Below are 11,810 nucleotides of genomic sequence, written 5' to 3'. Positions count from 1 at the left end.
ATTGGGTTTCAAGCGAGTCTCGTCCACGACAGGAGTTGTGGCGTTGACAGGCGCCTTGCTCCTCACTTCAGCACCCATTGCCTCAGCGGATTACATCCGCGATAAGCAGTGGGTGATAGACGTCATGAACTTCAAAAAGGTTTGGTCGGAGTCACAGGGGCAAGGGGTGACGGTTGCCGTTGTCGACACTGGCGTAGACGCAAGCCGTCCTGACCTGGCTGGCCGGGTGCTGGAGGGTAAAGACGTCACAGGGGGCAACAACGCTCACAATGACACCAGCGGTCACGGTACCGGTATGGCTAGCATTATCGCAGGGCAAGGACACGGGGCGAACAATTCCAACGGTGTGATTGGCCTGGCACCGAAGGCCAAGATTCTCCCAATCAAGGCTGCTCATTCCGACGATTTTAATGACGATAAATGGGCTGACGGAATCCGGTATGCGGTTGATCAGGGTGCGGGTGTAATCAACCTCTCGTTCACCGATTCTCTCGCCACTCCTGGTTCTGAGGGTGCTAAAGCAATTGCGTATGCGGAGCAGCACAACGTTGTTGTTGTGGCTGGCACTGGAAACGACGGAATCGCTGAATTGTCCTACCCTGCGAAGCTTCCAGGAGTGGTAGCTGTAGGTGCAGTTGACGAGTCACTGAACGTCTGGGATGGCTCCAATTATGGTAAGGGAGTGACTCTCACGGCTCCCGGTGTCAATATCATCGAGGCTGACCCCAGCCAACCCAGTGGGTATTCGAAGGGAACGGGTACGTCTGATGCCACTGCTTATGTCTCGGCTACCGCTGCTCTCATTCGCGCCAAATACCCCAACCTCACGGCTGGACAAGTCATCAACCGCCTGATCAAATCGGCTACTTTCCTCAAACATGACATTAAGAAGACGCCTGACGAACAGTACGGCTACGGCATCATCCGCCCGTACATGGCGTTGACGATGAACATCCCCAAGGGCTCCAAGGAGGGCCCCCTCGCCCAGGCGTCGCCGCCCACATCCACGGAGTCCGGCGCTGCCTCCGCAGGCAACGACAGCACGAATCAAGCCAAAGAGAAGAACAATTCATCCTCGGGCAACATCCTTCTCATCGTCGGCATCGCAGCTGCCGCAGTCGTCATCGGCATCGTCTTCGCAGTAATCCGCAGCCGCCGAAACCGCGGCAATGGTGGTCCCGGCCCCGGCGGTGGCACGCCCCCGCATGGCACGGGCTACCCGCCCCAGCCCCCAGCGGGCTACCAGCAGTACCCCAACACGGCTCCCTACGAGGGCTACCCCACACCTCCAGGCCAATCCGAGCAACACCCCAACCCCTATGCCCAACAGCCCCCACAACAAGGGCAGTAGCAGTACGTGCGCTCCAGGATCAGCTCAAGATATACGCAGTGGCGTCGATGACCACTCACGTCTGCGCTCGTGCTGTGGGTGTTCGTCAGTCCCTCTGATCTAAGCCACTAGCTATTTTGACCTCCGTCTGCCGCGTACTCATCGGTAGTGATCGCGCTGAGACAACGGCATCAAGAGAGCGGTGGCCGTTGGCCGGCTCCGTGAAAGCATCGGCGGCCGCTTCGGGCCACTCGGTCCTCGCCCACAGCGGCCTCTCGGTCCGCTGGTGTTGCGGACCTGCTCAGTGGTTATTGCCTGCACTGCGCAGTTGACGTCCGATGTGCCAGGCAGGAAGTGTGACGCGCGCAGCGGAGCCTAATTGCGTGGGGAAATTCGTCGGGTGATTCGCGTGGTGGCCGTTTGTCAGTGCATATCAGCACGATGACGGATCGTAACTTATCTGGGGAGAGTAGTTGGGAATCAAGCGGATCTGGGCGGCTGCATGGATCACGGCATTGGCGGGAGCCTTTCTCCTGAACTCGGCCCCCACTGCCTCAGCAGACTACGTCAGAGACCAACAGTGGGCCCTAAACGTTTTCTCAGTGAGAGACATATGGGCTGAGTCTCAGGGTGAGGGTGTCACCGTCGCTGTTGTAGACAGCGGTGTGGATGCCAATCACCCAGATCTGACGGGGCAGGTACTCAAGGGGAAGGACTTCACGGGCGGTGGGAACGCCCATGAGGACATCGTGGGTCATGGCACTGGAATGGCCAGCCTTATCGCTGGGCACGGCCACGGTGTGGGAAACGAGTCCGGTGTGAAGGGGCTGGCCCCTAAGGCAAAGATTTTGCCGCTGCGCACTCTTCAAACGAGAGCTGACAGAAATCTGGACGAGACATGGGGCGCTGCCGTTAGATATGCCGTTGACCATGGCGCAAAGGTCGTCAATCTCTCGTTCGGCAACGATGGCGGCAAGACGCTGCTCGATGGTCGTCAAGCGATTGCATACGCGCAAGCGCACGATGTTGTGGTCGTTGCAGCTGCGGGAAACGATGGGTCTATTGCCGTAACCGAGCCCGCAGCACTGCCCGGGGTTGTAGCCGTTGGTGCCGTCGATAAGAATGCGAATCGCTGGGATGGTTCCAATAGCGGGAAGGGGTTGACCCTCATGGCTCCCGGTGCTGACATTGTCTCTGCGAACAGTAATCGATCGCCGAAATACGGCATGTCTGATGGGACCTCGGACGCAACTGCTTATGTATCCGCTGCTGCTGCCCTGGTGCGTGCCAAATACCCCAACCTCAGTGCCGGTCAGGTCATTAATCGTTTGATCAAGTCGGCCTCGTTCCTTCATCACAAGGGCCTGAAGGCTCCGGATGAAGAATATGGCTACGGCATCGTACGCCCCTACAAAGCCCTCACAATGAGCATCCCCAAGGGTACTAGAGGGAATCCGCTCGGGCACATTCAATTGGCTAGAGAGGTGTCCGGGGGCAACGACACCGCGGCGAACCAACCGGAGAACCAGAACGGATCTTCCTCAATGGGTGCAATTGTCCTTCTCGTCGGCATTATCGGCTTCGTGGTAGTCATCGCTGCCGTTACCGTCGTCGTCGTAACTCGCAGTCGTCGTAATTCGATGAATGGCGGCCCTCCCGGCGGGACTTACCCGCAGAGCCTGGGCTACCCGCCCCAGCAAGTGATCCCTCCGGCCGGTCAACACCAGTATCCCGCGCCACCCCCCAACCAGGGCTACGGGTACCCCACTCCTCCTGCTCAGCCTCCGCAGCACGCCAATCCTTACTCCCAACAGCCCCCGTATCAGGGCCAGTAGCTCTTCATTTTCTTCGGATGAGGTGATGATTATGGATCGCGGCTGCGCAGCCGGCTTCCTCTCTCTCCGACATGAACGCTGAATCCGCGGCGCATCGTCTGCTCTCGTGACCTCGCTCTTGCAACTGCACATCGCTCAAGGAGCCATTTTATGGGGGACTACTTCAAGACGGATACAGATCAGCTGGGGCAGTTCCTCAAGACCCTAGAGGGCTGCATCAGGGATCTGGACGAGGCCCGGGCAGCTTTGGCTCACGTCCGTGCTGACCAGATTGGGACTCAGCGTCTCGACGAGGCCTGTGACGGTTTCCAGGAGCGCTGGAAGTACGGATCGGAGCAGACCAAGAAGATGATCGAGGCCGTTAGCGAGGGCGTGAAGTCCAACAAGAAGGCGTACGAGGAAGTCGAAGAGACCCTGGAAAAGGCCTTCAAAAACATTGAAGCACAGGGAACCTCGGGGCAGAAGGGCGCAAAGTAATGGTGGCGAACCCCTACCCCCACCTCGGTTGGAATCCCGTGCCGGGTAGCCCGAGTGAGGTCAACGCCCTGAGGCAGAAGGTGGCTTCGGCCGCCACTTCACTCCGCAACTGTCACACGCAGCTCAACAAACTGATCAGTGAAAGTAGCTATTGGCAGGGCGATGCGGCGAAGGCGTTCCGGGACGCCATCGATGGTGAGTTGCCGACGTACATCAAGAATGCAGCCCGCTCATTGGAGAAGGCTGCGGCCCAACTGGGGATATGGGACGGCGATCTGACGTCCAACCGCGATTTGGCGCAGAAGTACGACGCTGCCGCCGCCGAGAAGAAGTCTGCGGTCGCGTCGGCCAAGGAACGTCACGCACAGGCCGGGAAGCATCCGGACCTGAGGCTCGCGGGCCAACAGTTCCCCACACAGGAGGAAGCTGACGCAGCGACTGCGCGGTTGCGGGCGGCTGAGCACAGCCTCAACGAAGCGACCATCGCGTTGAACAAGGCCAATGGCGAGTACAACGACATCATCGCCAAGGCGGAGGCGCTGGAGCACTCGCACACGGACAGCGCCGAGACAGTCGCCAAGTCACTCGACGATGCCACAGACAAACTGGCACCGCGGGAACCTGGCTGGCTGAGCAAAGCCGTGGATGCCATTTGGGACGGCATCAAGGCCACTGGCGACTTTCTGCTGGAACACGCCGGAACCATCGGTGCCATCGCCGGCCTCCTGGCCCTCATTCCTGGCCCCTGGTCGCCTGCTCTGCTGGCGGTCTCCGTCCTGTGCAGTGCGGTCCAGTTGGGCAATGACATCGGGGACGGCGCCCTGCAGGACCTGGCGCACTGGCCACCCAACATGGACACACTGGGTGCTGCCACCTCGATCGGCGGTGACGTCCTCGGCATGTTGCCCGGCGTCGGTGTGGCTGCTCGGGCCGCCAGCGGCACCATCAAGGGCGCCGCCGCTGCCGCCCGGGCAGGGACGGCGCTGTCAGCCGCGGACAAGGCGGCCCAGTTCGGCCAAAACCTTGTGAAGGTCACCGGCCGTGTAGCCAACAGCGGCGCCGCTGGAGCGAGCGGTATGGAGCGAGGGCTGGCGGGCCTTGGCGCGGGCACCACCCTGTACTCCGACCTCGTGGACCACGGGGCGATCGGGGAGGACAAGACCCGGGACAACGTCAACCAGGTCGGTAATTCCGCCTCCACCTTCAATAAGCCCGCCTACGACGGTGTGGTGGACGTCGTCAGCGACGTCAAGGGCCTTGCTACGGCGGTGTTCAGATGACAGCGAACGATCCGCGCGGTCCGGCACCGGCGTCCGCCCCGCCGCGGGAGCCCGCTGAGAGCATGTGGTTCTGGCCGCCCGATGGGTACTTCCCCGTACCCCTGGAGAACTGGCAGCAATCACTCGGAAGAGCTTGGGAGGCGCTCCGGGACATCCCCAGGGCAGCACAGACCGATCCCTCTCCTAAGCAACTCCTGGACCTGCTCGGAGGCATCCTGGGCATGCTGGAGAAGCAGGGAGTCATCCATGTCTCCATCGGTGCCCATCCCGAGGAGGACGGCTCCGCGTTCATGGTGTCCGTGCTGACGGTTGCCGAACAGCCGCTTGAGGGGATCAAGCCTGCGCTCGCGCTCGCCGGGGCGCTCGACGCGCTGGGCGCAGGAGGTGCCACCGAGGCCACCATGGTCGACCTGCCCTGTGGGCCGGCCCTGTTCACCGATGAGATAGAGCGAGCTCCGGCGTCGCCCGCCCGTGAGGGTGCGGACCCCGACGATGCCGAGGATCGGGTCTGGCGCGGCACCGTACTGATCCCCAACCGCACGGGCTCATCGGTCTACCTCATGCAGCTCACCACGGCCGCGCTGGCCTACGAGGCCGAGTACCGGGAGATCTTGCTGGCCATGGCCCACACCGTAACGTTCGATGACCCAGAAGGGCCGAGTCCGGGCCTGGCCGCTCGACAACGAGCACTCGAGGATGACATGCGAAAGACATTCGGATGAGTGGGAATTACTTGTCGGCCGACGGCCTGCAGACGCCTCTGCCCTCCGGAAACGCCCTGGATGATCCACGAATGCAGGAAATCTGCCGATCGCTTCGCGTGCGACTGTGGATACGTCTGGCGCTGATAGTCCTCATCGCTGTCGCTGCCGGGCTGCTCATCGCCCTCGGCGTCGGCCCGGTCGGGTTCGCACCCGTCCTCGTGTGGATTATCTGCTTGGTGATGCTTCAAGTCGTCATCGCTAATTTCCGCTGGTTGCGGCGTATCGAGCGGGTCCTTCGTGTCTATCCGTGGGAAAAGCGACCGGGCGTGCATCGCCTCGACGTAAACGAACGACGACCCCGGAGTCCCCATGTCGTCAAGATTTCCCATGGCTCCGGGCGTTGGTCCCCAGAGCTGGTCATGAGCCCGGTGATACGTCACCGCACATGGGAGGAAGACATGGCCTCGGGCATCTGGTTCGCGGGCGACGAACGCTTCGGCGGAATTGTCGCGATTCCCGGCGGTCAAGCCCCGATGTTCAGCAAGCCCCGACAATGGGAACAGTTGGCGTCCCGCAGGGCAAAGGCTGACGCTGACGCCTTGGACCGCGCCCAGCGCGCCGGGATCGACCGGAAGAAGTGGTAGGAGACAGTTGCGTGGCCGGCGTGGCTGGCGAGCGCAGTGGCAGACTGTATGACAACAACGCCCTCACGATGAACACGGCGCCGCCCTTCCGTCCGCTCTCCATCTCTCGGACGCACATCCGGGACATCCGTCTCGGGGTGGCTTGTACGCGGGCACCCCTTATTCGGCGAAGTCGGCTTCGACGCTGGGCAGCGAGCGTGCGCGGACCATGCGGCCATGGGCAACCACCTCGGACAAGGACTGAACCCTCCTCATGGACGAAACACCCGAGACGCCCGACATTGCGCAGGTACTTAAGCACAACCGGACCCTCCTGTACCGGCACATTGCCACGCGCCTAGCGCTCGCTGTGATCCTTTTCGCTGTGCCGATCGTGGCGCGTCTGGCCGGTTGGGATGCTGCCCTGCCCGCTTTCTGTGCCCCTGCCGCTCTGCTCGTGTTGATCTATCTCGTCCTCCGACTGCGTCATGGGTCGCGCTTCACGGTGTGCGAGAAGGTGCTGCACACCTACCCCTTGGAGTACCGCACGCGTGTGTCCAAGAAGGACTCTGAATGGAAGTACCTCGGAGATGTGCACACCGTCCGGCTGTCAGTGCGCGGGCAGCACGGCGCCCCTTCTCTGCGGGCGATCAACGCCTCGACGGTGCGCCGCTGGCCGAAAGAGGCCGAGGAGGGTGGTGCCTGGTTCGCCGGTGACCTGGCCTTTGGCGGCGTCATGATCTTGCCGGGCAGCAACGACATGCTCTTCGTGCAGCCCGCGGACTGGGAGAAGTGCGAGCAGGAGCGCGCCCAAGCCGACCCGCAGCGCAGGGCCCTTGCCGAACAGGCCGGTATCTCCAGGCTGTTGGAGAAGGAGCCGAGGATCTTGGTGCACGGATGATGCGGATATTCGGCTGGGTGTGCGGTGCCGTCCTCGCCCTGGTGACCGCGTTCTGGTGTGTCAACGCGACCGCCGATCTTGCCCTGTCCGCAGGCGCCTACGGCACCCCAGGCACGTACAAGGTGGACGACTGCGTCAACACCAGCCACACCCGTAAGCACTCCAACTACGAGTGCTACGGGCACTTCACGCCGGACGGCGGCTCTGCCGACGACGCTGTCTACGTGCACCTCAAAGACACCGGGCACGACTACCCGGACGGCACCAAGTTCGACGCACGGCAGGGAGTGGAGCCTGACACGATTCAGCGGGTCGGGTTCTGGGGCGTCGTGGGCGAGCTGTGGCAGGTCTCGGTCTGCGTGGCCATCCTTGGGTGCCTCGCGTACCGAGCGATCAAGCCACGCGGAGCGTCCCGGCGCCGGGAATCCCAAACCCGAGAGCGCTCGCGGCGCCAGAGGGTGGCCGACTGGATGATCTATGTCGTCTTGGTCGCGATCCCCATGGGCAGCCTGAGCTGGATCGCCATGCTCGCGGAGCCGACCCCATAGGAAGGGCCGGCCCCATTGATCGTCTGCCACGGCCGGATGGTTGCCTCCCGCCGGTCTGGCCATGCGACTTACGCGGCAGCGACCTCGCACCATACGTATTTTCCTCGGTTGCCATTTCTGGACAGCGGCTGCCAGCCCCATGCGTCGGCGCAGGCGCGGACCAGAGCGAGGCCGCGGCCTCGCTCCGCATCGACCAAGTCGGCCAGGTTCGAAGGGGGTTCGGGCGGTTTGGGGTCTGCGTCCCAGGCGCCGATGCGCAGCACGCCGTTGTGCCACCGTAGGCGCAGGGCAGCCGGTCCTTTGGAGTGGAGTACGGCGTTGGCGGTCAGCTCCGTCGCGAGGAGTTCGGCCGTGTCCACGTGGCGGATGAGGCCGTGCATCGTGAGGATCAGGCGGACGGTGCGGCGGCAGATGGTGACCGCGCGTGGGTCGTTCGGGATGCATAGGGAGTACTCCCAGGGTTCGGTTTCGGGCATGGCGAAACTCCTGTCGAAGGAAGGGAATTGGCGGTTGCTGCGGGAGTGCGGGCGGTGGCATTCCGCAGCCGTCATGGCAGGACGGAGCAGTGCGCTTCCGGAGCCCCGAAGTCCGCAGCGTGCGTTGCGTCACTGACGGTAGGTATGAAACTTAGTACAGTGCAAGTCATTCGCGTAATCTGACACCCGAACGGGGCACTCTGGCGAACGAGTTGAATCACGGAGCTGTACATGGCCACACGGCGACATCCCACGGCACGACAGGCGCGTCTGGGTGCCGAGCTGCGCAAGCTTCGTGATGCCGCGGGTCTCAAGGCCACCGAGGCGGCGACGCTACTGGGGGTGAGCTCGGTCCAGATGAGTCAGATCGAGTCCGGCGTCGCTGGCGTCAGTGAGGAACGCGTACGTCGTCTCGCGGCCAACTATGCCTGCTCGGACGGTGAGTTGATCGATGCCCTGGTGGCCATGGTCACGGATCGGACCCGCGGCTGGTGGGAGGAGTACCGGGGTATTCTTCCTGCCGCCTACCTGGACCTTTCCGAACTGGATCACTACGCGACGTTCCGTCACGACGTGGCGATCGTCCATGTGCCCGGGCTCTTCCAGACGGACGCCTACGCACGTGCTCTCTTCTCCTACATGAACCCGGAGTTCCCGGAGAGTGAGGTGGAGCATCGGGTGCACCACAGGATGAGGCGGAAGGTCATCATCGAAGGCCCTGCCCCCATTCCCTACGAAACTGTGATCCACGAAGCGGCGCTCCGTATCCAGGTCGCCGGCCGAGCTGCGTCCCGGGCTCAACTGGCCCGCATCCTGGAGCTGTCCGATGCGGATCACGTGACTGTGCGCGTCATCCCGTTTGGTCTCGACGACTTCGCGGGAGCCGGGAGCGCGATGGTGTATGTCGGCGGAGCGGTGCCCTCCTTGGACACTGTCGTGCGCGACGCCCCGCACAGCACGGGCTTCATCGACTCCGAAGCTCAACTAAAGCACTTTCGAGGGCTTTTCCATAGGGTGAAGGAAGTGTCGCTCACGCCCGAGCAGTCACGCGACCTCATCAATCAGATGGCCAAGGAACTGTGAGGACAGCCATGACCGCCCCCGCCCAGTGGAAGAAGTCGTCCTTCTCTGGTGGCGGTGAGGGCAACGACTGCGTAGAGATAGCAAACCTCCACAGCCGAGTCGCGATACGCGACTCGAAGGTCCCGGCCCAGGGCCCGCTCACATTCCCTGCCGGAACCTTCACGGCGTTCATCAGCGACCTCAAAGCCGACACCGGTTGGGATATCGAAGACGCGTAGCGTGTTGATAGCCGTGTAGCCCAATGGCCGCCGGTCGGCGAGCCGAAGTTGTCCCGCCGGCTTTGAGTTCCCTGGCTGGCTGACCGATCTCGTCTGCTGCCTGTAGTCGGCCCTGATGTGATTGGCGACGGTAATCCTACGCTCGTCTCCGCTGCCCGAGCCCGAGCCCGAGCCCGAGCCCGAGCCCGAGCGTGGGCTGGCCCCTGCACCGCTGGAGGCCGCACGCTGTGGTTCATGCCGCGTGCAGTGAGCGGTTGTGCATCGTCGAACGTGCAAGTTATCGGGCTGGTGTGAGCTGTTGATTGTGGGCTCGAGTCTTACGCAGGCGGTGTCGCAGCTCGAGATCGTCTGTCATGACGCGACTTCGCTGTTGGTCCGCACGAGCCGGGCTCGAATCGTGGTTGCGTAGTGGACCGACAGACCGGAGCTTGGTAAAGATCCGCCAATGGTTCAGGTGCGTAAAGGCGTGTTTACGGTCGCTCCCGCGGCGGCGAGCAGCTTGTTTGCCCCTTCTGGGCAGGATGGCCAGGGCCCGATGCCGACGGAGGCCGCAGCGATCATCAGTACGATGACGTGCTGGTTCCGTGATCAGGGAGAAGCTGTGGGGGATGAGGGATTCCGCGTCCATCCGGACGCGCTGAAGGCGTACGACAAGGTCATCGAGGACCAGATTGAGCAGATCGCGCGGATCTGGCCGAAGCTGGCGGCGGTGCCGCTCTCGTCGGACGACTTCGGCAAGCTGCCGAACGCGCACAACCTTTACGAGGCGTATCACGAGCATGTGGAGGCCGAGCAGCACAATTTCGCCGACTTGCTCGAGATCCTTCGCCATACCGGTGACGGTCTTCAGAATTCGGCGACGAACTACGAGAGCCAGGACCATCACATCGACGCTTCGTTCGGGGGCGGACAGTGAGCGGCGGCACCTTCCAACAGGTCGGCGACGCGTACAAGTGGACGCGGGACTTCGTCAACGAGCCGTTGGTCCCACTGCCGGAGATCAACAATCCCGTTGCAGACGGCTTGGACGCAGGTCTGGACAGCGCCGTCAAGTGGGCGCTGGACTCCAGTGGGCTGATGGGCATGCTGGAGGAGGTCACCGGCAACCTCTCCGGACTCACTGCGGCCGCCCATGAGTGGCAGGCCCAGGCGAAGGCGATGCGGGCGGTCAGCACCGCGCTGCGTGAGGGCGGCGGCACACTCGCCGGGCAGTGGGAAGGCGTCGCGTCGAACGCGTTCGGCCGGCACATGGGCCAGGTGGTCGAGGCGATCGACGGCACCGCCAAGGACATGGACGAGATCGCGCAGATCATCAGCCAGGCTGCTGCCGCGTGCCAGCTCGCCGAGAGCATGATCATCGAGATCATCCGGGAGGCGATCGAGGCGCTGATCGCCTCGCTCGCCGCGATGGTCGTGGTCGACATCCTGACCGTCGGCCTTGCGACCGTTGCCGACGCTCTCGTGGCGGATGCCGAGATCGCCGCGTTCATCGAGCGGGTAGGAAAGGTCTCCGCCGACCTGGAGCGGACGCTGAAGGAGCTGATGGACAAGGTCCGCGAGCTCAAGAAGGCCAGCAAGTCTTTCAGTGAGATCAAGAAAGGCCTCAAGGAAGCCCGGACGGCGGCCAAGGCCGTGCGGAAGATCGGCGGCATGAGCAACAGGCTGGAGAGAGGCGGAAACCTGCTCAGATCCCCGTCGATGGAGAACCTCGGGGAATTCGCTGCCGCCAAGGTCGTCAAGGCCGTCATCGGCGCCGAGAAGGGCGTCATCGCAGGCGGCGTCGGAGCGGTGATCGGTGCCGACGGCCCGATGAGCGCGGTCACGGACGGGCTGAGCAAGGACCCCGCCATCGATGCCGTGGCCGGTCAGCTCGACGGTCGCAGGAACGAAACCCCGTACCGTGTCCCGAAGACACGGATCGAGGAGGACTTCGGATGAGCGGGCCCCGACCGCGTCCTGGTCGGGCGCGTGCACGCGCCGCGCACCCGAACCTCTTCAAGGACCAGGTCCGAATGGATTGCCTCCCCCGCCGCCACCTCCCCGAAGGCAGCATGGACAAGCGCTGTGCCGAGCTCCTCGAAAGCGCGCCGTCGTCCCCAACACCTCGAACACTCCCGCCAGTTGATCCCCTACACCACGGCGCGGGACACGGCCGGCTGCAACAGTCGTAGGCGGGGTCACCCACCAGGGCGGCGCGGGTACCCGCCGCTGCAGTCGGTGCTCCTGCAGGGGGTCATCTGCTCTTTGAAGCTCATGGCGCCGACATCGCGGTCGGGCAGGATGGTGACGGGCGGTGTCGGCGACGACTGCACGGCCGCGATGGCACACGGCCAGT

13 protein-coding genes are annotated in these 11,810 nt (G+C 63.2%); 12 read left to right on the top strand and 1 reads right to left on the bottom strand.

The annotated features are described in order from the left end of the window. Position 1 precedes the first annotated feature (1 nt). From mycP (ACIBW9_RS30220) to ACIBW9_RS30185, 8 genes are all read left to right on the top strand, one after another. On the top strand, positions 2-1,351 hold the full coding sequence (gene mycP / locus ACIBW9_RS30220) for a type VII secretion-associated serine protease mycosin (protein ID WP_398960213.1): 1,350 nt from the start codon (positions 2-4) through the stop codon (positions 1,349-1,351). 452 nt (positions 1,352-1,803) lie between these two features. After that, complete coding sequence (mycP, locus tag ACIBW9_RS30215) at positions 1,804-3,165, top strand: type VII secretion-associated serine protease mycosin (protein ID WP_398960212.1); 1,362 nt, start codon at positions 1,804-1,806, stop codon at positions 3,163-3,165. A 150-nt stretch (positions 3,166-3,315) separates the two neighbouring features. Further along, the gene (locus tag ACIBW9_RS30210; protein ID WP_398960211.1) at positions 3,316-3,642 is read left to right on the top strand and encodes a hypothetical protein; all 327 of its coding nucleotides are present in this window, start codon (positions 3,316-3,318) and stop codon (positions 3,640-3,642) included. Between the two features lie 80 nt (positions 3,643-3,722). Then, entirely contained in the window at positions 3,723-4,922 is a 1,200-nt protein-coding gene (locus ACIBW9_RS30205; RefSeq protein WP_398960210.1) for a putative T7SS-secreted protein, read from the top strand. A gap of 221 nt (positions 4,923-5,143) precedes the next feature. Further along, positions 5,144-5,644: a hypothetical protein gene (locus ACIBW9_RS30200; RefSeq protein WP_398960209.1), complete on the top strand. Its 501-nt coding sequence runs from the start codon at positions 5,144-5,146 to the stop codon at positions 5,642-5,644. A gap of 11 nt (positions 5,645-5,655) precedes the next feature. Beyond that, a complete protein-coding gene (locus tag ACIBW9_RS30195; protein WP_398960208.1) occupies positions 5,656-6,270 on the top strand; it encodes a hypothetical protein in 615 nt (204 codons plus the stop codon). A 253-nt stretch (positions 6,271-6,523) separates the two neighbouring features. After that, complete coding sequence (locus ACIBW9_RS30190; protein ID WP_398960207.1) at positions 6,524-7,150, top strand: hypothetical protein; 627 nt, start codon at positions 6,524-6,526, stop codon at positions 7,148-7,150. Next, a complete protein-coding gene (locus ACIBW9_RS30185) occupies positions 7,147-7,698 on the top strand; it encodes a hypothetical protein (RefSeq protein WP_398960206.1) in 552 nt (183 codons plus the stop codon). Before ACIBW9_RS30190 ends, ACIBW9_RS30185 begins: the two co-directional genes overlap by 4 nt. Before the next feature lie 68 nt (positions 7,699-7,766). Here the strand turns inward: ACIBW9_RS30185 and ACIBW9_RS30180 are convergent, their stop codons facing one another. Beyond that, the gene (locus tag ACIBW9_RS30180) at positions 7,767-8,174 is read right to left on the bottom strand and encodes an ATP-binding protein (protein WP_398960205.1); all 408 of its coding nucleotides are present in this window, start codon (positions 8,172-8,174) and stop codon (positions 7,767-7,769) included. Positions 8,175-8,405: 231 nt separating this feature from the next. Here ACIBW9_RS30180 and ACIBW9_RS30175 point away from each other — a divergent pair, with 231 nt between their 5' ends. The 4 genes from ACIBW9_RS30175 to ACIBW9_RS30160 all read left to right on the top strand — a co-directional run bounded on the left by ACIBW9_RS30175 (position 8,406) and on the right by ACIBW9_RS30160 (position 11,413). Then, positions 8,406-9,257: a helix-turn-helix domain-containing protein gene (locus ACIBW9_RS30175; RefSeq protein ID WP_398960204.1), complete on the top strand. Its 852-nt coding sequence runs from the start codon at positions 8,406-8,408 to the stop codon at positions 9,255-9,257. An 8-nt stretch (positions 9,258-9,265) separates the two neighbouring features. Beyond that, the gene (locus ACIBW9_RS30170) at positions 9,266-9,475 is read left to right on the top strand and encodes a DUF397 domain-containing protein (RefSeq protein WP_398960203.1); all 210 of its coding nucleotides are present in this window, start codon (positions 9,266-9,268) and stop codon (positions 9,473-9,475) included. 445 nt (positions 9,476-9,920) lie between these two features. Beyond that, positions 9,921-10,391: a hypothetical protein gene (locus tag ACIBW9_RS30165; protein ID WP_398960202.1), complete on the top strand. Its 471-nt coding sequence runs from the start codon at positions 9,921-9,923 to the stop codon at positions 10,389-10,391. Next, on the top strand, positions 10,388-11,413 hold the full coding sequence (locus ACIBW9_RS30160) for a WXG100 family type VII secretion target (protein WP_398960201.1): 1,026 nt from the start codon (positions 10,388-10,390) through the stop codon (positions 11,411-11,413). The genes ACIBW9_RS30165 and ACIBW9_RS30160 overlap by 4 nt, the downstream gene beginning before the upstream one ends. Positions 11,414-11,810 lie beyond the last annotated feature (397 nt).

This window comes from Streptomyces sp. NPDC049541, from assembly GCF_044465725.1.
In the GTDB taxonomy this organism is placed as follows: Bacteria; Actinomycetota; Actinomycetes; order Streptomycetales; family Streptomycetaceae; genus Streptomyces.
This window is presented reverse-complemented; position numbering and strand designations above follow the sequence as displayed.

Coding starts and splice junctions, on each gene's coding strand:
- ACIBW9_RS30190 (WP_398960207.1), top strand. CDS start 6,524: ATGGACGAAACACCCGAGACGCCCGACATTGCGCAGGTACTTAAGCAC.
- ACIBW9_RS30180 (WP_398960205.1), bottom strand. CDS start 8,174: ATGCCCGAAACCGAACCCTGGGAGTACTCCCTATGCATCCCGAACGAC.
- ACIBW9_RS30175 (WP_398960204.1), top strand. CDS start 8,406: ATGGCCACACGGCGACATCCCACGGCACGACAGGCGCGTCTGGGTGCC.
- ACIBW9_RS30170 (WP_398960203.1), top strand. CDS start 9,266: ATGACCGCCCCCGCCCAGTGGAAGAAGTCGTCCTTCTCTGGTGGCGGT.
- ACIBW9_RS30210 (WP_398960211.1), top strand. CDS start 3,316: ATGGGGGACTACTTCAAGACGGATACAGATCAGCTGGGGCAGTTCCTC.
- ACIBW9_RS30200 (WP_398960209.1), top strand. CDS start 5,144: ATGCTGGAGAAGCAGGGAGTCATCCATGTCTCCATCGGTGCCCATCCC.
- ACIBW9_RS30165 (WP_398960202.1), top strand. CDS start 9,921: ATGGTTCAGGTGCGTAAAGGCGTGTTTACGGTCGCTCCCGCGGCGGCG.
- ACIBW9_RS30185 (WP_398960206.1), top strand. CDS start 7,147: ATGATGCGGATATTCGGCTGGGTGTGCGGTGCCGTCCTCGCCCTGGTG.